We start from the raw sequence: 22736 nt of genomic DNA, 5'->3' as shown, positions 1-22736 counted from the left end.
TTTCACCATGAATTAGTTTCTTCATTTTTGTATATTTTTATAATGCTGATCAGTATTTTTTCAGTTCTTCTCTAATAAATCTTTAACGATTTCTTCGAGCTTCATACCTCTCGATGCTTTAAACAGAAGGAGATCGCCGGAAGCGGCCATTTCCTGTATGGCGTGAAGCAGTTCTTTTTTGTCAAGATAATGGCTGACGCGCCCTTCTTCAAAATGCCGGCGCGCTCCGTCAGCGATGAATGCGCCGAGTGTGCCGTAAGTAAATACATGGTCGATTTCCGCCGGATTGATCGCAGCTCCGCATTCTTCGTGGAATGCTTTTTCTTCATCACCAAGTTCAAGCATATCACCGAGCACGAGCATTTTCTTCCGATAGCCTTTCATCGTTTCGATTAATTCGACCGCCGCTTTCATTGACGTCGGGCTCGCATTATACGCGTCGTTTACGATCGAGATGCCGTTGTCCGTTTTGACCAGTTCCAATCTCATCCCCGTCACCTTCAGGCGGCTCAGTCCCAGAGCGGCATTTTCCGGCGTAATGCCGAAATAGATGCCGGCGGCGTATGCGGCCATGGCATTCATCACATTATGTCTGCCGAGAACGGGAATAAAGAAAGAACGGTCGATTCCGTCGATATTGAAGTACGTGCCTTCTTCCGCCTGTTTTATTTCTTTCAGGCAGAGATCATTGTCCGCGCCTGCGCCGTATGTCGTTGTCCGGCAAGTGTACGCCTTTTGGCGGAGCAGCGGCTCATCCCCGAAATAAAACAGAACGCCGTCTTCCCGAAGTCCGTTTATAATTTCAAGTTTCGCCTCCGCAATTCCTTCTCTTGAGCCTAAATCCTGCATGTGGGATTCGCCGATATTGGTAATGACGGCAGCTTCCGGTTCAGCAAGACGGCTCAGAAAATCAATTTCGCCCCTCGCGCTCATTCCCATTTCTAAAACGGCGATTTCTGTATCTTCAGGCATGGCAAGCACAGTCAGCGGCAGGCCGATATGATTGTTGAAATTGCCGGCGGTTTTGTGAACGCGGTACTGCGTGCCGAGAACGGCGTGCAGCATGTCTTTCGTTGTCGTTTTTCCGTTGCTCCCGGTCACCCCGATAACCCGTGTGCCGAGCTCTTCCAAATAAGCTTTTGCCAATGTTTGCAGCGCCTCCAGCGTGTCATCGACCAGGATGACAGCACGCTCTTCCGGCGGATTCGGTTCAGAGCGGTCCCACAACACCGCGGAAACGCCTTTTTCGAATGCTTGCGGCACAAAGGTGTGGCCGTTAAAATGCTCGCCTTTTAAAGGAATGAACAGCTGATTTTTTTCCAAAGTCCGCGTATCGGTTGCGGCGCCCTCAATCATTGTTTGTTCAAATACGGGATTTGTCAGTGTGCCTTTGACCATGTCTGCGATTCGCTTTACAGTTCGCTTTATCAAAGGTGGCACCTCGCTTTCTGAAAATGTTGTCTGTTACGGGAAAAGACACTGCCCCTTTTAGGCAGTGTCCGTCTTCATTAAAATGTATGTTTAATCAGCTGTTTTTCGGCATGGCGTTCTTTTGCCAGCTCAACCAGCTGTTCGATCAGATCACTGTAATCTACGCCTGCTTCTTTCCAAAGCAGCGGGAACATGCTGAATGGCGTAAAGCCCGGCATTGTGTTCACTTCGTTAATGAGCACTTGACCGTCATTGGTCAGGAAGAAATCGGCGCGGACAAGGCCTGATCCGTCAATCGCTTTGAAGGCTTTAATCGCCATCTCGCTGATTTCCGCATATTGTTCATCCGTCACTTGCGCGGGAATCATTAAATCCGTGTCGCCGTCTTCATATTTCGCCTTGTAATCGTAAAAGCCGGTTTTCGGCGCGATTTCACCGACGGCGGAGCATTTCGGTTCGTCATTTCCGAGTACGCCGATTTCGATTTCTCTTCCGGCGATTCCTTCTTCCACCACAATTTTCCGATCATACTCAAAAGCCAGTTCGAAGGCTTTTTCAAGCTCTTCGCGATTTCGGCATTTGCTGATTCCGACGCTTGATCCGAGGTTCGCCGGTTTGACGAAGCACGGATATCCCAGCTCCTCTTCAACCTGCTGTAAGCAGCTGTCCGGCGTCTGTTTCCAGTCCTTTTTTAAGAAAGCGGCGTACTTCGCCTGCGGAAGCCCCGCTTGAGCGAACAAATGCTTCATGATGACTTTATCCATGCCGGCTGATGATGCAAGCACCCCGTTGCCGACATAAGGAACGTTCAGCAATTCCAGCAGACCCTGAATGGTGCCGTCTTCACCGTTCGGTCCGTGCAGAAGCGGAAATACGACATCGATCGGCGCCTTTTCGTCAGGCGACGCTTCAGGAAACATTTCCCGGTTCAATGCTGATAGAGCGAAACTTTCACCGTTTTGTTCCAGCTGAAGCATTTTCACGTTGGAAACCGGCTCAGTCAGCAGCGGGCCTCTTTGCCATTCTCCTTTTTCAGTGATGTAAATCGGATGTATATCAAACTTCTCAGTATTAAGCGCTTTTGTTACAGCTAATGCTGTCTGCAGCGATACATTGTGTTCGGCTGACTTTCCGCCGTACACCAATCCTAGACTTGTTTTCAATGGATATTCCCCCCACAACAATTCATCTTTACTATCTTATCACTTTCCTCAGAAAATGATCTAATTATTTTTGGGCATTCTGAATATGAAAGCATTTGTATGTAATTCCTTTTTATTTTATATTAAAATGGCATGGAAAAGGAGATGTGTCATATGAAAAAAATCAGTACAACAGAACAATTTAATGAACTTATTCAATCCGACAAGGAAATCATCGTGAAATTTTTCGCTGACTGGTGCCCTGACTGCACGCGCATGAATATGTTCATCGGCGATATTTTGGAAGAATATAATCAAAATGATTGGTATGAGCTGAACAGAGACGAGCTCCCTGAGCTTGCCGACAAATATCAGGTAATGGGCATACCGAGCCTTCTGATCTTTAAAAACGGTGAAAAGAAAGCGCATCTTCACAGCGCAAACGCGAAAACGCCCGAAGAAGTCACAGAGTTTTTATCACAGCATATTTAATTCGTTTCACGATCTTTGTTTATGACTTCAGGCTCTACATGAACATGGACATGAGTCACATCATGTTCATGTTTTATTGCATACTCGACTGCATCGGCTACTTCATGGCCTTCTTTCACTGACAGTCCCGGATCTACCGTAATGACCATTTCCACATGAACCGTGCTCCCCAAATACCTTGCTTTCACATCCTTCAGCCTGCTGACCTCTTTTATTTCTTTCACCGTGTGTTTATACGGCTCCAAATCTTTCAGATCAAACCCGTCCGTCAATGAGTGGGAAGCATCTTTGAAGATGTCCCATGCCGTCTTACAGATGATGATTCCGATCAGAAAAGCAATGACCGGATCAATCCACGGCAGATGAAGCCTGGCCGTTAAGACGCCTATAAACGCCCCAATACTGACATAGGCGTCAGAACGGCTGTCTTTCGCCGCCGCATGAAGCGCAGAACTTTTAACCCGATTCGCAAGACGGCTGTTATATACATACATGCCGTACATTACAATCGCGCTTCCGAGCGCCGTCCATGCCGCAATGAAGCTCGGCTCGGCCTCCGTTCCGCTGACAATCGCCTTTGCTCCTCCGATCAGCACTTCAATACCGACCGCCATCATAATAAAAGACGCAATTAATGAAGAAATTGTTTCAGCCCGATAATGTCCGTAAGCATGATCACTGTCCGCGGGGCGCTGGGAAATCCGGAGCCCGATCAGCACAGCCAGTGATGCGACAATATCCGTGGCATTATTTAAACCGTCCGCTCGGAGCGCTTCGGAATGATAAATAAGACCGATCACCAGTTTGACGGCGGCAAGGATGAGGTACGCGGCGATATTAAGAATCGCGCCTTTCTCACCCCGTTTTAAGTTTGCCGTTTGATCATTCATGTAAGGACTCCTCCATTCTCATTCATAGTATGGATGGAAAAGCGGAAAAATAGCAGCTTTGATCTGAGCAAATGCAATATTCGACAGCATTATTCCCCGGGAAACTTTTTGTCGAAAAATTGGCGGTATTTTTCCTTTACATATGAATATGCCCATTGTATAATTTCATTAATTGATAATGATTCTCAATATCATTTGATTAGGAGGGTAATCATGAGGTCTTCTCCTCAGCTCAGATCATCAGTTGAAGGACGAAAAAAACATCTGATCCATTTGCTGATCAATAACGGAATATACAAAAAGTCGGAACGGCATTTATATGAATTATCGCTCGGAGAATTAGAAAGCGAATACAAATATGTTAGGAAGGTGCGGGTTCATGGCGAAACGTAAAATAAAAACATACGAACAGCTGATAAAAGAAAACAAGGCGGCCATTATGAATAATCAAAAGCTGATGAATGTGATCTATGACAGAATTGACCGCAAGCATCAAAAACTGCTCCGGCACAACAGCCATACATAAAAAGAGCCTTTTTCAGGCTCTTTTTTTTATTGCTCAAAGGCTTCCGCCGCTAATTTGCCGATGACCGCATCGTCCATCGGCGGATTGTGAAGGCCGGCCCGGGCATCCCGATAATACCGCTGGAGCGGATTGTTTCGCTCCAGGCTTTTTGCGCCGGTGATTCTCATTGCTTTATCAACAACAGAAAGGACGGCATTTGTCACAATATGTTTTGCGGCGCCGAGCTCGCTTTTGATGAAAGGGCGGCGTTTCGGGTCATCATACATTTGCGCCGCCGTGAAGAGAAACTGTCTCGCTTTTAACAATTCAAGCTCCATTTCCCCGACACGCTGCTGAACGGCCGGCACGTCTTTAATCGGTCCGTTCAGGCTGTTCGGCGAATATTCGGATGCAAACCGGACGGCATAGTCCCTTGCCGCTTGAGCGATACCCAGATAAGCAGCGGGAATGTGAAGCAGCCAGCCATTCACTTTCGCCGCCCTCGGCCCGCTGATAAGCTCCACAAGCCGCTCGTCACTGAGCGTGACATGATCTAAAAGGAGATCATGGCTTCCGGTCGCCTTCATGGCAATCATATCCCATGTTTCTTCGACCGAGACGCCTGCCTGATCTTTATGAATGAGAAAAACACCGGTCGTTTGTTTTTCTTCAATCCATGCCGTCACAAGCATATAATCTAACGTCAACGAAAGGGTTGTAAAGGTTTTTCGGCCGTTCAGCACCCATTTTCCGTCTTTTTTGACAGCGGAGGTGCCGGGTCTTCCTCCCCTCGTCGGACTGCCGGTCTGCCGTTCCGTCGCTGCCCTGTTCAGGACAGCTCCCTTTTTCACCTCTTCTGTGATAAATGAAAAGACATCTTCATCCCAGCTGTTTCCTTCTCCGAGCTCACCCATGACGGATAAATGCCAGCCGATTCCGAGAGCAACGGCCGCGTCTCCCCGCGCCAGCCGTTCCTGAAACAGCACCATATCATAAACGGAAATGCCTGCACCGCCGAATGCCTCAGGTACCGTTAATGCCGTATATCCTGCGTCGCGCAGTCTTTGAATTTTCTCCACGGGAAAACGGCCCGCCTCATCATCAAGCGCGGCTGTTGTTTGAAATTCGTCTGCAAGCAGGCCGATTTTTTCCATCCATTCCCTCTGCCGTTCATTCTGTATCCATAAAGACACTGGAATCCCCCCATTATAATTCCGATAAAGTTAATAAGTATTATAGAGATTCAAGTCTCGTTTCGCAACTGTGAGGCTGTATAAAAAAACACGCTATTCCATGGAATAGCGCGTTCAGACTGCTTCCGGGCCGCGGTCCTGCTTGAGCCCGAGATAAATCAGCATATATGTGAGATAACCCATCGTCATCACAAGCCCGCCAAAGAAAAAGCTTGAAAAAATCGGCTCTTCAAACGCGGTAACCGCCGCAAGCACGATCCAGCTTGCATACAGGTAGATGATGAAATAACGGAATCCCGTCTTCAATTTATATAAGAGAAACAGCCCCACTGTAGAAAACAATCCCAGCGCAAGTCTGAAATAAACAAGATGTTCGAATTGGAACATGAATGACACAAAGGAAAAACCAAGCAATAACACAATCGGTAATGCGGTAATAAAATTTCTCAAGTGAGCACCTCCGTCATTACCTTTATTATAAATCAAAATAGCATAAATTATTGATTTATCGTGATCTTTTTCACAAAAATGTCATTCCTTTACTTTATACCCGAACATCGCGTTTGCAAAAGCTCCACCAAGCGACGGCTAAGAAGAATACGATATGGATAATGATAATGCCTGCGGAAAATAACGGCGTCATTCCCGCAAACAGCGGTTTCGCCCCGCTCATATATTGCGTCAAGTCAGTATTTGCGAACAGCAGAAAACTTCCCCATTTGTTTTGGAAGAGCGACATAATCGTCACGAGTGATTTTGCGCCGTACAGCACGATAAATGACAAAATGACGGCCGTTGCGCTGTTTCGGAATACAGAAGAACACAACAAGCCAAAACATGCCATCGCAAACGCCTCGACCCAGTTCGTGCCGATTACTTTCAGGGTGTTCATAAGAAGCGTCCCTGATTCAGATGTCACCGACACGCCGAAGAAAGCCATGCCGAACAGCAGAGACAGAATATAGTACGCCGCATACAGGTACAAGCTGACCAAAAATACGGTAATGAGTTTAGATACAAAAATCCGCTCCCGCTTTACCGGGCGGATTAACAGAAATTTGATCGTTTTCTTATCAAATTCAGCGGAAATGATCGTTGCCGCGATCACGATTGTTAACGCCTCAAGCAGAATATTCAGCCCGGGCGCGTACGCCATATAGCCGATGAAATTCTCATCCGTTCCGGAACTGATGACAAGCCGTTTAATGACAAGCGCCATAATAAATTGGAGAACGGCCATCAGAATCAGCGCCACTAATGAGACTTTTCGGTTAAAGAGCTTCATATGCTCATTCGCTGTCAATTTAAACATTCGTCTCCCCCTCCTCTTGAAGCGCCGTCGTCACTTTCATGAATTCATCCTCCAGCGATTCCGCATACGGCATGATGGAATACACGAGAAAGTCTTGTCCGACGAGCGCACGGTTTAATGCCGGGATGTCCTTCTTCGCTACGGTGACGGTAATGCCCCCGCCGTTTTTCTCCGGAGCAAATTGCTGTTCTGACAGCCATTCGAATGCTTCGTCAGCCGGCTGAATGTCGAGGACGGCTTTTTCTTCTTTTTCCTCAGCGCCGCGCAGAACAACCTCTGTTTTGATCTCACCTTTTTGAATGATGATGACACGGTCGCAAAGGTCCTCCACTTCACGCAATAAATGCGTCGCAAAAAGGATGCTCGTCCCTTCAAGCTCCGCGAGTTCCTTTAAGTGATCGCGGAAATCCTTCATTCCGCCGGGATCAAGCCCGTTTGTCGGTTCATCTAAAATGAGCATATTCGGACGGTGAAGAATGGCCTGCGCAATCCCGAGACGCTGACGCATGCCAAGGGAATACGTTTTAACTTTGTCATGAACGGCATTGGTGAGCCCGACCCGCTCGATGACTTCCTGAAGCCTGTCCTCTTTGATGTTTTTGTGCATGTTGGCAAAGTGCTTCAGGTTTTCCCACCCCGTCAGGTACGGGTAGAATTCAGGATTTTCCACGATCGCTCCGACGGATTCAAGCGCTTTTTCGAAATCAGCATCGTGCTGAAAGCCGTTAATTGTAATCGTGCCGCTGTTTTTCTTTAAAAGACCGACGATGATTCGGATAAGTGTAGTTTTTCCCGACCCGTTCGGACCGAGCAAACCGATGATCTCGCCCTGCCTGACATCCATGCTGATGTTTTTTAAAATGTGCTTTTTGCCTATTGTTTTGTCAAGGCCTTCAATATGTAAAATCGGCTCAGTCATACAGCCTTCCTCCTTTTTCACAAAAAATAAACAGTGCCCGTACATAGGCACTGTCTGCATTATAACATTAGTCATATATTCGTGAAGAGCCGGAGCCGACGTTATGTCTTATCCGGGACCGGTCCTTTTTTTTCCTTCTCTTCATTATTGACGACATCCAGAATATCAAGCAGGAACACAAAAATCGGAATTCCGATAATCAAGCCCCAGATACCGAAGAAATGTTCCGAGAAAATCAGAACCGTAAAGGTAAAAAAGATCGGCAGTTCCGTTTTCGCTGACATCAGTTTCGGATTAAGGAAGTACGTCTCAATCGCATGAATGACGAAAATGACCAGCACGATGTAGATGACATACGCTGCGCCGCCCGTCGTATACGCGATGATGCTGAGCGGAATGAGCGAAATCACCACACCCGCCACGGGAATGAGCCCGAGGAAAAAGACCATGATGGACAGGCCGAACAGCTGCGGAAAATGCAGAATCGCCAATGCGATCAAGGTGAGGATACAGTTCACCAGCGCGATAATAAATTGGGCTTCAAGCACTTTGCCGAATGTTCTCGCAAACTTGCTGCCGAAATAAGCAAGTTCGTAGTAAAAAACAGACAGCTTGCTGTGCTGAAATTTTTTCATAAACTCCGTGAGCCGCTTTTTCTCGAACAGGAAAAACATGCTGAGAATCAGTGACATCACGACCTGCAAACCGAAAGTGCTGATATCGGCCAAGTATGTATACAGTACATTAAAACCTTCTTTTACATAGGAACCGATATTGATATCGCCGAACACGCTCGATATCTCATCATAAAACGGAATGACATCGGGATGATACGCGATGTGCTTGATCTGCTTAATCAGCTGTTCAATCTGCTTGGCAACAATCGGGTAAAAGACAAAGCCTCCGACAGTCGCCCCGACAGCCAGCGCAATATATAAAACGGTGATGACCACCCTCTGGCTGATCCGGAAAAAATGGTTCAACACGTGCCGGATGACAGTCTCCAGCCGATCCATCAGAAAAGTAAAAATAAACGTAAGCAAAATCAAATTAATCATACTTCGGAATACAACTAACACCCCAGTCAAAACAAGAAAAACGGAAAAACGTCTGACACCCGGATGCTGAAAAAATTTAAAAATAGCCGCCATTTATACACTCCTGCTAGGACAAAAAGCCCTTAGATTTCATCTTTCACTCTCTAATTGTAAATTATATAACAAAATGACGCTAAGGTCTTTGTCCACCTCCTAATAAATTTAAACAAATTTATCTTTTTTACTCATGGAGGCCGAAAAAAAGAACGGCATGCCCGATGCATGCCGTTCCTTTCCTTTTATACCGCCGTTTTCATTTCTTTTACGGCCTGTGTGCTTTTCGTTTCGTCAAACTCATTTTCGCTCTTGGCTACGATGATGGTGGCGATTCCGTTTCCGATCAGGTTGACGATCGCCCTTCCTTCACTCATAAAGCGGTCAACGCCGAGGAGCAGCGCCAGTCCCTCCAGCGGGATAACCTGAAGCGCCGATAAAGTGGAGGCGAGTACGATAAATCCGCTTCCGGTTACGCCCGCCGCGCCTTTTGATGTCAGCATCAGCACGAGAATGATCGTAACCTGCTGGCCGATGGTAAGGTCAACGCCGAACACCTGCGCCAGAAAAACCGTCGCCATTGAAAGATAAATCGAGGTGCCGTCAAGGTTAAAAGAATATCCCGTCGGAATGACAAGGCCGACAACCGATTTGGAACAGCCGTAACGCTCCATTTTATCCATCATCCGCGGAAGGACGGACTCAGAAGAGCTTGTGCCGAGAACGATGAGCAGTTCATCTTTAATAAAACGGAGATAGTTCCACAAGCTGAAACCGAATAGTTTGCAAATGATATTCAAAGCGACAAATACAAACAGGAACATCGTAACGTATACAGACAGCATCAGACTCGCCAGCGGCTTGATGGAATCAAGGCCGAAGTGCCCGATCGTATAGGCCATGGCCCCGAATGCGCCGATCGGCGCCGCGCGCATGATGTAGCCGATGATTTTGAAAAAAACGTGCGACAGTTTATCAAAGAAATCAATAATGCTTTTGCCTCTTTCACCGAGCGCCGCCAGGCCGACACCGAATAAAACAGAAAAGAATAAGACCTGAAGAATGTCGCCTTTTGCGAAAGCGTCAACCATATTTGACGGAACGATGTGAGTGATAAACTCAATCCAGTCAATCCCCTGTCCCCCGTTTTGGGTGTACTGAGAGACATCCCCTTTTTCAAGCTTGCTGTAATCAAGGCCCTCACCGGGTTTCATGATATTGACGACCAGAAGTCCGATAATAAGGGCGATGGTGGTCACGACTTCAAAATAAATAAATGCTTTTCCCCCGACTTTGCCGACTTTTTTCATGTCTCCCATCTTGGCGATGCCGAGCACGATCGTCAGGAATATGATCGGTGCGATAATCATTTTTACCGCATTGATAAATGTATCGCCGAGCGGCTTCATCTGCTTCCCGGCCTCAGGCCATACGAGTCCGACAATGACGCCGATGATCACCGCCGTGATGACCTGCACCGTAAGATTTTTGAAAATTTTCATCCCTACTCCCCCTTGCCTCTCGCTGCGTCTATACGAGAATGATAGCGTTTTCATACAAAGAGGGGAAGCTTATGATCATAACGGACATTTTGGTCTTTTTGGTCTCGGCTAGCGGACAAATTTGTAGCGGTTAACCGGCCGGCCCACTCCCCCGTATTGAATGTCGAGCTTAATCTGGCCGTCTTTCTCAAGAAAATCAAGATAACGCCGCGCTGTCACCCTGGCGATCCCGAGCGCTTTGGCGGCTTCTTCAGCTGAAAGCGGCTCCGTCTGCTGTTTCATATAGGTCAAAATTTCATTCATCGTAAAATGATTTAACCCCTTCGGCAGATCCCTGGACGGATTTTGCGGAATTTTAAGCAGCATGTCAAGCTGCTCCTGCGACATGGTGTCATGCTCTTCAATTTTCCGTTTATATTGTTTATAGTTTTCGAGCGCCTGTCTCATCCGCTCCAGCTTAAACGGCTTCAAAATATAGTCGGCCGCACCGTTCTGCAGCATAAGCTGGATTGTTTCTTTGTCTTTTGCGGCCGAGACGATGATGACGTCCACTTCGAGCTTTTGTTTTCTGATTTCCTGGAGCGTTTTAATTCCGTCTTTTTTCGGCATGTATACGTCTAATACCACGAGCCCGGGCCGCAGATCTTTTATAAGCCTGATTCCCTCGTCTCCGTCGGCGGCCGTGGCGATGACGCTGAACCCTGAAACACCGGTGATAAATTCTTTATTCACCTCCTGCACCATCGGATCATCTTCAATAAGCAGCACCTTGATGTCCATCGAATGATTCCTCCCCCTTCATCGGAAATAAAATAGAAAATGCCGTTCCCTGTCCCTGCCGTGTGTCGACTTCAATGACGCCCATCCCTTTGTCGACGATTTGTTTGACGAGGTACAAGCCGTATCCCGTTCCTCCCGTTTTATTGACGGTAAACCCTTTGTCATAAAGGTGCGGGATGTGCTGATCGGAAATCCCGCTTCCGTTGTCTTCTATTAATATAGCAAGCACCTCATCATTTTGCTCGATACTGATGTCAATATGTTTGTCCTCCGTGTCCGCTGTTTCGAATGCGCCGAACGCATTTTCAATTAAATTGCCGAGCAGGACGACGATGTCATGCTGGTCGACATGCTCCGGAAATGCCGAGAAACTGCTGTTTTCATCAATTTTCACAGAGATGCCAAGCTCTTTTCCTCTTTTGATTTTGCTTAACAACAGCCCCGCCGCAGCGTCATTCTGAATGGCCTGATGAAGAAAATCGGTGACGCTTTCTTGTTCTGATGATTCCTTAAAAGCAAGCTGGAGCGCTTTTTCTGATTTTCCGAGCTGAATCAGTCCCGCGATGGTGTGAAGCTTGTTCATATGTTCATGATTTTGAACTCTGAGCGCATCGACAAAATTTTTCACGCCGGTCAGTTCTTCCGCCATTTTCGCCGCTTCCGTCCTGTCCTGAAAAATGGCGACGGCTCCGATGACCTTCTTTTTCATGACGATCGGAATTCTGCTGCTCATGATCACCTTTCCGCTGACTTGGATTTCTTCATTATATACGGCTCGGTTCCGCTCGACGATCTCAGGGAGGCGGGAATCTTTTAACACGTCCCAGATCAGCCTGCCATCGGTCTCTTGTCTGACATTGAATATCTGCTTCGCTTTTTCATTAAAAATGGTGATGTGATGCTGGTTATCGATCGCGATGACGCCCTCATTCATTGAATGAAACGTAGCGGTCCGTTCCTCATACATTCTCACGATCTCATGGGGCTCCAGCCAAAACATTTGTTTTTTGATGTGGCGGGCCAGCAAAAAGGAGCCGGCCAGTCCGAACCCGAGCGCCAGCAGAACGATAAACAGTATTTCATGTTTCAGCTGAAGAAGAATTTCACCGAATCCGGGCAGCGTTTTACCGGCCAGAACGACGCCGATCTGATTCAAATCCCGGTCTTTGATGGGATAAAAAGCGCGGACGGCGGTGCCGATTTCTCCCTTTGCTTCGGAAAAATAAATGTGCTCGGCGAACGCCGCGGCTTCGTCCTCACCCCTTGAACGCTTTCCGATCATGGTGCTGACGGGATGTGAATAGCGGATATGATCCATATCCATGACGACGATGTAGTCCGCTTCATTGATGATCCTTATTTCTTCGACCGCATGGCGCACGTCATCCCTTTGTTTTTTCTGCTCGAGGGCGCGTTTGACATCGGTCATCTCAGATACCGTCCGCGCGGTATTCATCAGCCGTTTTTTCAGCTCGCGCTCCTCTGTATGCTGAATATTGCCGATCAGCACGATGCCGACGATCAAAAAGGTAAAAAGCACGACGATATACGAAAGTATGGTGATTTTCCAGCGGATGGTGAGCTTTTTTTTCGTCATTGGCCTCTTCCTTTCCGTCTCTTTACGAAAACGGCCCGCCCGATTATGCTTGTTATAGAAAATGGCGGAGGGGGTTTTCGATGAAAAGCTTGCTGACTTGTCTCAGCCTGATGGTACTCGGTATCGGAACCGCTTTATTCATCGGCTTTCATGATCATTTCTCAACGGAAGAACCGTATTATGATGACGAACAGGAAGGCCTGAAAGATCAAATCGTTTTCAAATTCAGCCATGTCGTTGCTGAAAACACGCCTAAAGGGCGGGCGGCGAATAAGTTTGCCGACCTTGTCTATCAAAAGTCCGGCGGCACCATTAAAGTAGAGGTGTTTCCAAACGGGAGCCTCTATTCAGATAATGAAGAAATAAACGCCCTCCAAAACGGGGACGTGCAATTCATCGCTCCCTCCACCTCAAAGCTCGGATCACTGTCTCCCGAATGGGGTGTTTTGGATCTGCCGTACGCGTTTACAAACTATAAAGCCGTGCAAGAAGGCCTCAACGGCAAAATCGGCACACGCCTGTTCGCTTCATTAGAAAAGCATCATTTGAAAGGACTGGCGTACTGGACGAACGGATTTAAGCAGCTTACGTCAAATAAAGGACCGATCTTCACTCCGGACGATTTGAAAGGACAGGCGCTCAGGATCATGCCGAGCAGCGTGATCGAAGACCAATACCGTCTGCTCGGCGCGCACCCGCGGCAGGATTCCTTTAATTCCACGTTTCAGCTCTTGGAAAGCAATCTTGTAGACGGAGAAGAAAATACGATTTCAAATATCTATTCTAAAAAATTTTATAATGTTCAAGATTATTTGACAATCAGCAATCACGGGTACCTCGGTTATGCCGTGATGACCGACGAGCATTTCTGGAATTCGCAGACAGAAAAAACGAGAGCCATCTTAACGGAGGCGATGAGAGAAACGACGGAATGGAACGAAGCCTCCGCTGAGAAAATGAATAAAGACCAGCTTGAAGAGATAAAGAAGAATTCATCCATTCATATTCATGTGCTGAGTAAAGCGGAAAAGAACACATGGATGAAACGCCTCGACCCGATTTACGGACAATATGAACAGGTGATCGGCCGCGGGCTTGTGCAGGATTTGTTATCCTTGCGCCGCGAGCCTTAGCAGGGCCAATACGCCCATCTCCGTTTCATCCCTTTTCCCGCCGGGGAAGTAAATAGGGACAGAGCAAAAAAAGGAGATGGAGACATGTTTACACATACGAAAAAACTGCAGCATCCGGCTAAACCGGATCGTCCTGACCCGCTGTTCGCAAAAAAGATGCAGGAAATTTTAGGGGGACAATACGGGGAAATATCCGTCGCCATGCAATATTTGTTTCAAGGATGGAATACACGGGGCAATGAAAAATATAAGGATCTTCTGATGGATACCGCGACGGAAGAAATCGGCCATGTCGAAATGATCGCGACGATGATTGCGAGACTGTTAGAAGACGCCCCGCTGGCAGAGCAGGAAAAAGCGGCTGATGATCCGGTCATCGGGTCCATTTTAGGCGGGATGAATCCGCATCATGCGATCGTCTCAGGGCTCGGCGCAATGCCGGAGAGCAGCACGGGCGTTCCGTGGAGCGCAGGCTATATCGTCGCAAGCGGAAACCTTCTGGCAGACTTCCGCGCCAATCTGAACGCCGAATCACAAGGAAGGCTTCAAGTCGCACGCCTGTATGAAATGACCGATGATAAAGGCGTGAAAGATATGCTCAGCTTTTTATTGGCCCGCGATACTATGCATCAAAACCAATGGCTTGCGGCCATTAAAGAATTAGAAGAACAGGAAGGTCCGATCGTTCCTTCCACATTCCCGAAGGCTCTGGAAAAACAGTCATTCTCCCATAAGCTTATTCATTTCTCAGATGGAGCAGAAAGCGCTGAACAAAATTGGCTGAAGGAAACAGCGCCGGACGGAGAACCATTCGAATACGAAAAGGAACCGAAAGCGCACGGCGAAATAGCTAAGCTGGATCCCGTCCCGCCGTATGTCCACAACACGCTTCCCGGACGCGAGTAAAGACACAAGCCCAAAACAAACTGTTTTGGGCTTTCATTATGCCTTCTGAACCGTCCAGTCCGGTTCGTACCGGATGTCCGGGTGATGTAACAGCTCGTGAATGAAAGGTTCATCCTCTTCGTACAGCATCACTTCTATTGAAAGAATTGCAGCCTTCTGCTCGATTTCTTCGTATATGCGGTCATGTTCGTTCTCCATAAAATCATCATAGGCCTGTCTGTTCTCCCAAACGCTGATGATCTCTGCGATGAACAGGCCGTCTGCGTTTTTCCGCCATCCGCCGGCCTGTTTGACGAAGCCATTTACACATGATAATGCTCCCCACCTTGACTGTGCTTGCGCAAATGCTTCAGTGTTTGCAGCGTCTGTTTCACATACGATCTTTTTGATCAGCATGACCGTTCCTCTGTGATGACTGTTTTCGCATGCGTATGCTCAACACAGAGATTCACGGTTCTGACGTAAGAGCGGGTGCGGTGAATCGTGCCTTTCGGGATGAGCAGGCTGTCATTTGCTTTGAGCACTGCGGTTTCTTTGTCCTTAAAATCGATCAGCAGCTCACCTTCCAGAACGATGAACCATTCATCTGAGTCAGGGTGATGGTGCCAGTCATATTCTCCCGTAAACACTGCGAGGCGCACACAGTGGTCATTGATCTCCGCGATTGAAAAATTGTCGTGTTTTTCTTTGACTTTATTGGCGATAGCGAGCAAATTCAGCATGTCAGACACGAGTGAAAAACCCCTTTTTCATTTTATTGTATCGCAACGGCGGCTCAGATCAAGATTTCCCCAAAATAAAAAGCGATCCGGCTGGTGCGCCGGATCGCTTTTGATCTGCAGGTTGTCTGCCTTTTATGCTTTTATTAGCTGCTTCGTCTGTTTCCGCCTTTTTGGCCGATTTCCTTATAAAAATCTTTGTCATGATTTTTACTAGTGGCTTCTCCGCCTTTTTGACCGATTTCCTGATAGAATTCCTTGTCATGGTTATTGCTAGTGGCTTCTCCGCCTTTTTCACCGATTTCCTGATAGAATTCTTTGTCGTGATTTTTGCTTGTTGCTTCTCCGCCTTTTTCACCGATTTCCTGATAGAATTCTTTATCGTGATTTTTGCTTGTTGCTTCTCCGCCTTTTTGACCAATTTCCTGATAGAATTCTTTGTCATGGTTATTGCTTGTCGCTTCTCCGCCTTTTTTACCTGCTTCTTCTCTGCTCATTTTGTTATTATCTTGTGCCATTTTTGAATTCCTCCTTTAATTGGTGTTGGTTGTTGGTTTCCCGATTTCAGAACTGCTAAACAAAGAAAACACATTGAATGTGTTTTCGGGTGGTTTTTATCATTCTGTATCGTCCAGGCGTTTTAAAATCCGGCGTTTTTTATAAAGCATGATGCCTGTTTCTGCGATGCTTTCTAAAGCTGAACGGTTGGCGGACGCGCCGAAGATGATGCCCGCGACCGGAACCATTTGCAGCAGTTTTTTCGCAGCGAACGTATCGCGGTAGCTGTAAACGACTTCCCGCCAGCCTTGGATTTGCGAGGCGACGCGCTGATAGGCGCGGTCGTTTTGATCATATTGCCGTAAATCTTGCAGAATCGCTTTTTTTCCGATGACGTCACTGGATGCAAGCTGGAGCAATTTGACGATAAACACGCGTTCTTTTTTGTCTTTCGGATCAAAGCCGTAAGCAACCGCGATATCCTGCAGCGTCTTTAAGGACAGGCCGAGCATCGCCGGAATGTCTGCCGCCAGCGTGAATACGCCGCCGACTCCCGTTGCGGCTCCCTGCACCGTCGCGGCCTTTACGCTTGTACGCGCTATGGCTTCTGCGATTTCGTCCATGACGGCAAGCGGCGCATTGCGGATGTCGCGAAGCGTTTGACATGTACCGTGCGGCAGCCGTTTTTGAAACTTTTTCATGATGCGCTTTTCTGATGTAAGGTACTGTCCGCCTGACTGAATAAACGTTCCCGTTTCATCGAGAATGAGTCCGATTTTCCTCTGAATAAATTGCGGTGTCAGCTTGTCCAAAAGCTGAAACGGCAATCGGGTGAATGTTTGCCAGAACATCACCCTCTGCTGCGCCTTTTCCCATTTTTGAATGTCTCTCAGTTGTCTTTCCAGGTCTGTCCGCTCTTCTGTCACCCGTCCTGCACGTCCTTTCTGATTTCTTTGTTCATAGTATACCTTTATGGCGTTTTCTTTTTACACCCGGCCGGATTTTTTATCCGGAAAACATTCCATTGTTTAATTTTCTTCAAATTCTATATATTGTATAATTCTGAATAATACGATTGAAGGAGAATGTTGAATGCAATGGATTTATTTAAGTTTAGCGATCATTTTTGAAGTATTGGGTACGGTCAGCATGAAATTATCAAATGGATTTACAAAACTTGTCCCAAGTATTTTATTGTTATTGTTTTATATCGGCAGCCTTTGTTTTCTTACTTTGACTTTGAAATATATAAGTGTCTCCATCGCGTATGCGGTCTGGTCGGGAATGGGGATCGTGCTGATTTCCTTGATCGGAATTTTTCTGTTCCATGAACAGTTCTCTGTCATAAAAGCTGTCTCTGTTCTTCTGATCATCATCGGTGTTGTTTCCTTAAACTTTATTTCTGAAAGTGAAACGTCATCAAACGGCATCAGCGTTCATACGGACAGAAACAGATGATGAAAGGGTTAAAGGTTCTCTTCCTCATTACAGATATTGGATTTATCATTTATTGGATTGTTACTTTTTTTGAGTGGATTCCAAAAAACATGGTGTTTAAAGATTATGATAACGCCATGATCATGGCCTGGAACTGGTCATTCTTTCCCTTAGATATTTTCATTTCGATAACCGGGCTGTACAGCTTGTTTCTTTATAAACGGAAACATGCGTTATGGCGCTCTTTCGCATTAATATCACTTGTGCTGACCTTTTGTTCAGGCCTGCAAGCGATTGCCTTTTAGGTATTTATCGGTGATTTTGATTTTATGTGGTGGGCATTCAATCTGTACTTGCTTCTTTATCCTTTATATTTTATTCGGAAATTGCTGGTCTCTCGTCACAATAGCTGTCATTCTTTTTGATGAGGCGGTTTTCTTTTTCTCCAGGCGGGAAACACTTTTCATAAAGGAGTGATAGACATGCCTTGGTCTATGAAGGATTATCCGCAATCATTGAAGAATCTCGAGGAACCTGTGAAGAAAAAAGCGATCGAAATCGCGAATGCGATGGTAGATGAGGGTTATGAAGAAGGACGGGCCATTCCCATTGCGACAAGTCAGGCGAAAGAGTGGAAAAAAAACGCTTCTAAGGAAGAAATCGATCAGCTGATGAAACACGATGATGAAACGAAACGCGGAAATTGAATCGGAATAAAGGAAAAACCCCGCTCTCAAGAGAACGAGGTTTTTCTGATTATAAACCGTAATAATAAGATAGTGTGGTGACTGAAACGTAGCCTGTCGCTCCTGCATACGTGACTTTCAGCCATTTATTGGAATTGGTGTAGTGACCTTGAACATATTCTCCGGTTACCCAGGAACCTGTAATTTTTTTACCGCTTGAAAATGTTGTGATCGTTGAACAGCTGACCTTAGAGCATGAGCGCATATTAGCACCGTAAATACCGACTGTACCCCCGCTGGCTAAAATGGAAACGTCCGGTTCAGCTTTAGGTTTGAAAGCTGCTGCTGATGCAGAGCCGCCAAAAGCGAATAAAGAAACAGCAAAAATCATGGCTAAAGAAATGATCGACAAACGACGTACCAAGAAAATTCCCCCTCTTTTATCATATGGCTGGAAAGCTTTCCTGACGTTATTATACTTTTTCGCCCGGGAGACTGAAATAAGTCTAATGCTCCAACTTCTTTTCTTCGCAAGTGACCATGCCGATTCTTTATTTGATAGATAACAGCGGTTTATTGGACTGGAATCACTGATATATCGTTGATTCAAACGTTTATTCAGAGCGGCCGGAGTTTTTCCGGAGGTCATTTGAATGGTACAGAAAGGTTTTATCTTCCAATGGAAAGAAACATTATTATTCTATTTACCCGGGAAAACGGAGGAAATACAGCGTCTTTTTCTCAGGATCAGTTGGGCGGACAGAAAGTTGTGAAGTGATATGGGCAAGTGTTCTCTTTTCACCTTTTTAAAAGAACGCTCAACGCATCCGCGCATGATCGGACGCGGAAACACGCTTGGCGAACGGCATCGCTTCTTTCCCGGAACGATGCCGTTTTCATTTTCGGACCTTTCTTCGGCGGGATACATATCATAGATAAAACAGGGCATCAATGTGCCGGTTTATTGAACATAAAGAACTTGACATCTCATAATAGCAGATTTATGATGTAGATAAAATAATTTGCGTCTAGGAAACTTTTTGTTATTTAGCTAAAAATCTATCGGAATTTAGGTGAGACATAATGAGCAAAGACATCTCAGCACAATCACTGCAAGCAAAAGCCGTGCAGGATGCACTTGACGGCAAAAGCAAGGGATTCAAGCGGCTTCTGCCTTTCTTAGGCCCAGCCTTTATCGCGGCGATTGCCTACATTGATCCGGGAAACTTCGCTACGAATATCTCAGCTGGTTCGAAATTTGGGTATATGCTGCTGTGGGTCATCCTCTTTTCAAACTTGATGGCTTTTTTAATCCAAGTTCTTTCCGCGAAGCTCGGCATTGCCACGGGTAAAAACCTTCCGGAAATCGCCAGAGACCGGTATCCGAAATGGGTATCAGCCGGGCTGTGGATACAGGGTGAACTGGTGATTATGGCAACTGATCTGGCAGAATTTATCGGGGCGGCGCTCGGGCTCAACCTGCTGTTCGGCATACCGATGGTTGAAGCGGCCATTATCGCGGCGATCGGATCATTCGCGATTTTAGAGCTGCAGCGCCGGGGTTACCGGGCGCTGGAAGCGGGCATCGCCGGACTTCTGTTCGTCGTGGTGATCGCCTTCGCTCTGCAAACCTTCTTTGCCAAACCTGACGCCGCTTCCGTTCTCGAAGGGCTGTTTATCCCGAAAATTGACGGAATGGACAGTGTGCTTCTGGCAACCGGGATACTCGGCGCAACCGTGATGCCGCATGCCATTTACTTACATTCCGCACTGACACAGCGCCGTGTCGTCGGAAAAACGGATAGTGAGCGGAAAAAGATTTTTAGATTCGAGACGATTGACATTCTCATCGCGATGGTGATCGCCGGGGCGATTAACGCAAGCATGCTCATCGTCGCTGCCGCGCTTTTCTTCAAGAACGGGCTATATGTAGAAGATTTAGACGTGGCTTATCAGCAATTCGGCCACTATATCGGACCGGCTTCAGCCATTCTCTTCGGGATCGGGCTGCTGGCCGCAGGGCTTTCGAGCTCTTCTGTCGGCACATTGTCAGGCGATATTATCATGCAGGGCTTCATCCGTTACCGTATCCCGCTTTACTTGCGGCGTTTCATTACCATCATTCCGCCGATGATCATCATTATCTCGGGGGTCAACGCCACAGAAGCGCTCGTATGGAGCCAGGTCGTTCTTTCATTCGGCATTTCCTTTGCGCTCGTGCCGCTGATTATGTTTACAAGCAACAAACGCCTGATGGGCGCCCTGACGAACCGAAAATGGGTGACGGCTCTCGCCTGGCTGATTGCGGTTTTAGTGATCGCGCTTAATCTGTTTGTGATCTACGATTCATTCCGTTAGAAAAAAACCGGCCATAGCGGCCGGTTTTTCTTTTGGCGCCGGGTGCCGTTCGTATCTTTTTCCGGGCGTTTTTGGTATGATAGAAGAAAAATCGGAGTTTTGCTTATGTCAGTATTTATCCTTTTTTATCTGTGGATTGTGCCGATTGTCATCGGCATCTTCTGTTCTCTTATTGCTTATCGGACAACGGGTAAGAAACGTCTGATTCCCGGCTTTTTGATGATCGCATTAAGCATCGTTTCCTTAATCACGGGGCTTTGGATCGGCGGGGTGAACTATCATGTGTTCATCGGGGGCATGTTTTTATTCGGTACGTTATTGGCCGGCTCCGCCTTCCCGTTTTTCTTCGCTCTTTCACGCAAACGAAAATAAACAGGCATGCCGCCTGTTTATTTTTATTCATTAACCCTAAATTATAAAACCGCTCCGATAATGTGATTCCGCCTCAAACAGCCTGTACATGTGTTATATAGGCTTCAGCCCATGTCCCATCGTCGAAACTGCAGCCAAAATGAATCCTGCTAAAGAAGATTTTGAATTATAAGAAAAATACTGTATTAAAATCCTATTTACCCCAAAAATACCTATTGATAGAATGGTATCTGAGAGGGGAAAATGTTCAAAGCGGATCATATCGGTCCCGCCTAAATACATAGTCTTTCATTTCTCTCTACACTACATTTCTAAAGGAGGATTTCCCATTAAACACGCAGCTAAAGGCATTCTGTTTGCCGCATCTTTAGCCCTTGTAACTACTGCTTTTGTCCCCGCATCCTTAGCTAAAGAAAATCATAATAATACTGCCAATGCCACTGGAACGACCAAATCATTTTTTTATCAGACTGATACGCAATTTTCCTACGGACTTAAAGCACAAAGCGATGCATCTGTGTCAAAACCAGTCAAAGATGTAATCAGAGAAGTGCTGAAAAATAAAACAAAATTATTCAATCTTGTTGAAAAATTAGCAGGAAAGAAAATAAGAAATGAACTCGAATCCGTTTTCAATGAACACATAGAACCGGTTTTAAAGAAAATGCTGAACGAGTATGTCGCCTTAAGCTGGGCTGACGTGGAAAAGAATCTTTATCTTTCACTTAAAAAGTCCGGACTTTCTGACAGCCAGGCTAAAAACCTCGCTCAATTGACAACTTTAGCAATGAAAGCATTTTAAAATCATTCATAAATGATCGTCAGGAAAATACGTATGAAGTAATGCAAAGTGCTGTTAGATTCACTCTAATAGCACTTTTTCATTGGAGATGTCACATGACTGTCTTTTTTACTGTTCTGCTCACTTTCTTATGCTGCCTTGTGATTTCATCTCTTATTTTTATGATTCTATTAAAAAAAGAGATCGTGGATACACCGCCAAACCGCTTAGCTCATGCAGCATTCATAGGGCTAATTGGATTCTCCCTGTTCTTCGCTGTGACTGTACCTAGCCTAGTTATTTATTTTATAGCTATAACTGTAAATCATTTTTTCGGAGAATATATCATATATGGTTCACTTTCAGACTTATACATATTTTCTGTCGTCGTAAGTATTTTAGCTTTAGTTTATATGCTTATCCTTACGGCAATTGTAAAAGGAATGACTCATGTTTTGACATTGCCTGCTTGGTCAGCCTACATCCTTGAATTCATTTTTGCATGGGCTGCTGTTTACTTCTCAGTTCAATACGTTTCCAATCATATCATTGAGAACATATCTATATTTCAAGGTGGAGAAGTGCTTCTTTCATTGTTCATCACTTTCTTATTTTCGGGATTGGATATCCTTTTCACTAATTTGGATAAGATCACAAAAGAGAAATTAGGCTAAGGGGGTAACAAATATGAGGATCATGACATATATATCCTATTTTTCTATTTCTTTAGTTTTGCAGGTGGTATGGCTGCTGTTAATAAAAAGAACCTCTAATATATCTCTGATAGATATGATTACGGTGTCCTTTTTATTCACCCTCTTTATGTTCATCTTGGATCATATTTTCAAAAAAAAGCGGACAAATTAGGGACTGTTTTTTAATAATCCTCGGGCTTCTCTTTCGTTTTGAAATGATTCCGGATCTGGAGATGTTACGATGATCCATTCATTAATGAATAACACCAGTCTCCGTAAAATACTTCTCCTTTTATA

26 protein-coding genes and 2 pseudogenes are annotated in these 22736 nt (G+C 46.0%); 12 read left to right on the top strand and 16 right to left on the bottom strand.

All coding sequences use genetic code 11. From position 1 onward, the window contains the following. Positions 1-60: 60 nt before the first annotated feature. Together OQ477_RS17765 and OQ477_RS17760 are read right to left on the bottom strand one after the other, a co-directional pair. The gene (locus tag OQ477_RS17765; RefSeq protein ID WP_265973391.1) at positions 61-1431 is read right to left on the bottom strand and encodes a UDP-N-acetylmuramoyl-tripeptide--D-alanyl-D-alanine ligase; all 1371 of its coding nucleotides are present in this window, start codon (positions 1429-1431) and stop codon (positions 61-63) included. Between the two features lie 77 nt (positions 1432-1508). Next, the gene (locus tag OQ477_RS17760) at positions 1509-2594 is read right to left on the bottom strand and encodes a D-alanine--D-alanine ligase (protein ID WP_265973390.1); all 1086 of its coding nucleotides are present in this window, start codon (positions 2592-2594) and stop codon (positions 1509-1511) included. A 153-nt stretch (positions 2595-2747) separates the two neighbouring features. On the opposite strand from OQ477_RS17760, the gene OQ477_RS17755 reads away from it, so the two are divergent. Continuing rightward, positions 2748-3065 carry a thioredoxin family protein gene (locus tag OQ477_RS17755; protein WP_003156200.1) on the top strand — a complete coding sequence of 106 codons (318 nt, stop codon included), beginning with the start codon at positions 2748-2750 and terminating at the stop codon, positions 3063-3065. Here the strand turns inward: OQ477_RS17755 and OQ477_RS17750 are convergent. Continuing rightward, positions 3062-3955, bottom strand: coding sequence for a cation diffusion facilitator family transporter (locus OQ477_RS17750; protein WP_265973389.1), 894 nt, complete (start codon positions 3953-3955; stop codon positions 3062-3064). The genes OQ477_RS17755 and OQ477_RS17750 overlap by 4 nt on opposite strands. Before the next feature lie 213 nt (positions 3956-4168). Here OQ477_RS17750 and OQ477_RS17745 point away from each other — a divergent pair, with 213 nt between their 5' ends. Beyond that, positions 4169-4348, top strand: coding sequence for a Fur-regulated basic protein FbpA (locus tag OQ477_RS17745; RefSeq protein WP_265973388.1), 180 nt, complete (start codon positions 4169-4171; stop codon positions 4346-4348). Beyond that, on the top strand, positions 4335-4481 hold the full coding sequence (gene fbpB, locus OQ477_RS17740; RefSeq protein ID WP_003156206.1) for a Fur-regulated basic protein FbpB: 147 nt from the start codon (positions 4335-4337) through the stop codon (positions 4479-4481). The genes OQ477_RS17745 and fbpB overlap by 14 nt, the downstream gene beginning before the upstream one ends. Before the next feature lie 26 nt (positions 4482-4507). Here fbpB and OQ477_RS17735 read toward each other — a convergent pair whose 3' ends face one another. The 8 genes from OQ477_RS17735 to OQ477_RS17700 form a co-directional block, all read right to left on the bottom strand. Beyond that, positions 4508-5653 (bottom strand): acyl-CoA dehydrogenase family protein, encoded by a 1146-nt coding sequence (locus tag OQ477_RS17735; protein ID WP_265973387.1) that lies wholly within the window; start codon positions 5651-5653, stop codon positions 4508-4510. A gap of 114 nt (positions 5654-5767) precedes the next feature. Further along, a complete protein-coding gene (locus tag OQ477_RS17730) occupies positions 5768-6103 on the bottom strand; it encodes a hypothetical protein (protein WP_032872980.1) in 336 nt (111 codons plus the stop codon). 94 nt (positions 6104-6197) lie between these two features. Then, the gene (locus tag OQ477_RS17725) at positions 6198-6965 is read right to left on the bottom strand and encodes an ABC transporter permease (RefSeq protein ID WP_007410217.1); all 768 of its coding nucleotides are present in this window, start codon (positions 6963-6965) and stop codon (positions 6198-6200) included. Next, complete coding sequence (locus OQ477_RS17720) at positions 6958-7884, bottom strand: ABC transporter ATP-binding protein (protein WP_265973386.1); 927 nt, start codon at positions 7882-7884, stop codon at positions 6958-6960. The genes OQ477_RS17725 and OQ477_RS17720 overlap by 8 nt, the downstream gene beginning before the upstream one ends. Before the next feature lie 101 nt (positions 7885-7985). Next, complete coding sequence (locus OQ477_RS17715) at positions 7986-9035, bottom strand: AI-2E family transporter (RefSeq protein WP_101670016.1); 1050 nt, start codon at positions 9033-9035, stop codon at positions 7986-7988. 185 nt (positions 9036-9220) lie between these two features. Next, the gene (gene dctP, locus OQ477_RS17710; protein ID WP_032872974.1) at positions 9221-10477 is read right to left on the bottom strand and encodes a C4-dicarboxylate transporter DctP; all 1257 of its coding nucleotides are present in this window, start codon (positions 10475-10477) and stop codon (positions 9221-9223) included. Between the two features lie 108 nt (positions 10478-10585). After that, a complete protein-coding gene (locus OQ477_RS17705; RefSeq protein WP_003156219.1) occupies positions 10586-11257 on the bottom strand; it encodes a response regulator in 672 nt (223 codons plus the stop codon). Next, complete coding sequence (locus tag OQ477_RS17700) at positions 11232-12854, bottom strand: ATP-binding protein (RefSeq protein WP_265973385.1); 1623 nt, start codon at positions 12852-12854, stop codon at positions 11232-11234. Before OQ477_RS17700 ends, OQ477_RS17705 begins: the two co-directional genes overlap by 26 nt. Before the next feature lie 80 nt (positions 12855-12934). Here OQ477_RS17700 and OQ477_RS17695 point away from each other — a divergent pair, with 80 nt between their 5' ends. Further along, positions 12935-13987 carry a TRAP transporter substrate-binding protein gene (locus OQ477_RS17695; protein ID WP_265973384.1) on the top strand — a complete coding sequence of 351 codons (1053 nt, stop codon included), beginning with the start codon at positions 12935-12937 and terminating at the stop codon, positions 13985-13987. A gap of 84 nt (positions 13988-14071) precedes the next feature. Beyond that, positions 14072-14893, top strand: a complete 822-nt coding sequence (locus OQ477_RS17690) for a manganese catalase family protein (protein WP_014416954.1) — start codon at positions 14072-14074, stop codon at positions 14891-14893. A gap of 36 nt (positions 14894-14929) precedes the next feature. On the opposite strand, the gene OQ477_RS17685 is transcribed toward OQ477_RS17690, so the two are convergent. The 4 genes from OQ477_RS17685 to OQ477_RS17670 form a co-directional block, all read right to left on the bottom strand. Then, positions 14930-15289 (bottom strand): YdbC family protein, encoded by a 360-nt coding sequence (locus tag OQ477_RS17685; protein ID WP_265973383.1) that lies wholly within the window; start codon positions 15287-15289, stop codon positions 14930-14932. Further along, a complete protein-coding gene (locus tag OQ477_RS17680; RefSeq protein WP_014304387.1) occupies positions 15283-15624 on the bottom strand; it encodes a cupin domain-containing protein in 342 nt (113 codons plus the stop codon). Before OQ477_RS17680 ends, OQ477_RS17685 begins: the two co-directional genes overlap by 7 nt. A 134-nt stretch (positions 15625-15758) precedes the next feature. Next, positions 15759-16130, bottom strand: a complete 372-nt coding sequence (gene gsiB / locus OQ477_RS17675) for a glucose starvation-inducible protein GsiB (protein WP_012116853.1) — start codon at positions 16128-16130, stop codon at positions 15759-15761. A gap of 99 nt (positions 16131-16229) precedes the next feature. Next, positions 16230-17036: an EcsC family protein gene (locus tag OQ477_RS17670; protein ID WP_265973382.1), complete on the bottom strand. Its 807-nt coding sequence runs from the start codon at positions 17034-17036 to the stop codon at positions 16230-16232. 166 nt (positions 17037-17202) lie between these two features. On the opposite strand from OQ477_RS17670, the gene OQ477_RS17665 reads away from it, so the two are divergent. The 3 genes and pseudogenes from OQ477_RS17665 to OQ477_RS17655 all read left to right on the top strand — a co-directional run. Beyond that, positions 17203-17568 (top strand): DMT family transporter, encoded by a 366-nt coding sequence (locus OQ477_RS17665; protein ID WP_265973381.1) that lies wholly within the window; start codon positions 17203-17205, stop codon positions 17566-17568. Next, positions 17565-17972: pseudogene (locus OQ477_RS17660) on the top strand (DUF5360 family protein). The gene OQ477_RS17665 and the pseudogene OQ477_RS17660 overlap by 4 nt, the downstream one beginning before the upstream one ends. Positions 17973-18029: 57 nt before the next feature. Continuing rightward, positions 18030-18245: pseudogene (locus tag OQ477_RS17655) on the top strand (DUF2188 domain-containing protein); the annotation flags it as partial. 58 nt (positions 18246-18303) lie between these two features. Here the strand turns inward: OQ477_RS17655 and OQ477_RS17650 are convergent. Continuing rightward, complete coding sequence (locus OQ477_RS17650) at positions 18304-18657, bottom strand: hypothetical protein (protein ID WP_007410203.1); 354 nt, start codon at positions 18655-18657, stop codon at positions 18304-18306. Between the two features lie 656 nt (positions 18658-19313). Between OQ477_RS17650 and OQ477_RS17645 the strand changes: the two genes are divergently transcribed. The 4 genes from OQ477_RS17645 (at position 19314) to OQ477_RS17630 (ending at position 22418) form a co-directional block, all read left to right on the top strand. Continuing rightward, on the top strand, positions 19314-20591 hold the full coding sequence (locus OQ477_RS17645) for an Nramp family divalent metal transporter (protein ID WP_088005335.1): 1278 nt from the start codon (positions 19314-19316) through the stop codon (positions 20589-20591). Between the two features lie 105 nt (positions 20592-20696). Further along, on the top strand, positions 20697-20963 hold the full coding sequence (locus OQ477_RS17640; RefSeq protein WP_012116848.1) for a hypothetical protein: 267 nt from the start codon (positions 20697-20699) through the stop codon (positions 20961-20963). Positions 20964-21186: 223 nt separating this feature from the next. Further along, positions 21187-21765 (top strand): hypothetical protein, encoded by a 579-nt coding sequence (locus OQ477_RS17635; RefSeq protein WP_172645800.1) that lies wholly within the window; start codon positions 21187-21189, stop codon positions 21763-21765. 95 nt (positions 21766-21860) lie between these two features. Beyond that, positions 21861-22418, top strand: a complete 558-nt coding sequence (locus OQ477_RS17630; protein ID WP_265973380.1) for a hypothetical protein — start codon at positions 21861-21863, stop codon at positions 22416-22418. The last annotated feature ends 318 nt before the right edge of the window (positions 22419-22736 follow it).

This window comes from Bacillus sp. ChL18 (genome assembly GCF_026241425.1).
Taxonomy (GTDB): domain Bacteria; phylum Bacillota; class Bacilli; order Bacillales; family Bacillaceae; genus Bacillus; species Bacillus velezensis.
The sequence above is the reverse complement of the archived record's forward strand: the minus strand, read 5'-3'. Positions and strand labels throughout refer to the sequence as shown.

Bases quoted from the DNA above. Each gene is read 5' to 3' on its own strand.
- dctP (WP_032872974.1), bottom strand. From the start codon at position 10,477: ATGAAAATTTTCAAAAATCTTACGGTGCAGGTCATCACGGCGGTGATC.
- OQ477_RS17685 (WP_265973383.1), bottom strand. From the start codon at position 15,289: ATGCTGATCAAAAAGATCGTATGTGAAACAGACGCTGCAAACACTGAA.
- OQ477_RS17665 (WP_265973381.1), top strand. From the start codon at position 17,203: ATGCAATGGATTTATTTAAGTTTAGCGATCATTTTTGAAGTATTGGGT.
- OQ477_RS17755 (WP_003156200.1), top strand. From the start codon at position 2,748: ATGAAAAAAATCAGTACAACAGAACAATTTAATGAACTTATTCAATCC.
- OQ477_RS17630 (WP_265973380.1), top strand. From the start codon at position 21,861: ATGACTGTCTTTTTTACTGTTCTGCTCACTTTCTTATGCTGCCTTGTG.
- gsiB (WP_012116853.1), bottom strand. From the start codon at position 16,130: ATGGCACAAGATAATAACAAAATGAGCAGAGAAGAAGCAGGTAAAAAA.
- OQ477_RS17690 (WP_014416954.1), top strand. From the start codon at position 14,072: ATGTTTACACATACGAAAAAACTGCAGCATCCGGCTAAACCGGATCGT.
- OQ477_RS17705 (WP_003156219.1), bottom strand. From the start codon at position 11,257: ATGGACATCAAGGTGCTGCTTATTGAAGATGATCCGATGGTGCAGGAG.
- OQ477_RS17720 (WP_265973386.1), bottom strand. From the start codon at position 7,884: ATGACTGAGCCGATTTTACATATTGAAGGCCTTGACAAAACAATAGGC.
- OQ477_RS17635 (WP_172645800.1), top strand. From the start codon at position 21,187: ATGGTATCTGAGAGGGGAAAATGTTCAAAGCGGATCATATCGGTCCCG.
- OQ477_RS17725 (WP_007410217.1), bottom strand. From the start codon at position 6,965: ATGTTTAAATTGACAGCGAATGAGCATATGAAGCTCTTTAACCGAAAA.
- OQ477_RS17640 (WP_012116848.1), top strand. From the start codon at position 20,697: ATGTCAGTATTTATCCTTTTTTATCTGTGGATTGTGCCGATTGTCATC.
- fbpB (WP_003156206.1), top strand. From the start codon at position 4,335: ATGGCGAAACGTAAAATAAAAACATACGAACAGCTGATAAAAGAAAAC.
- OQ477_RS17750 (WP_265973389.1), bottom strand. From the start codon at position 3,955: ATGAATGATCAAACGGCAAACTTAAAACGGGGTGAGAAAGGCGCGATT.
- OQ477_RS17745 (WP_265973388.1), top strand. From the start codon at position 4,169: ATGAGGTCTTCTCCTCAGCTCAGATCATCAGTTGAAGGACGAAAAAAA.
- OQ477_RS17695 (WP_265973384.1), top strand. From the start codon at position 12,935: ATGAAAAGCTTGCTGACTTGTCTCAGCCTGATGGTACTCGGTATCGGA.
- OQ477_RS17715 (WP_101670016.1), bottom strand. From the start codon at position 9,035: ATGGCGGCTATTTTTAAATTTTTTCAGCATCCGGGTGTCAGACGTTTT.
- OQ477_RS17700 (WP_265973385.1), bottom strand. From the start codon at position 12,854: ATGACGAAAAAAAAGCTCACCATCCGCTGGAAAATCACCATACTTTCG.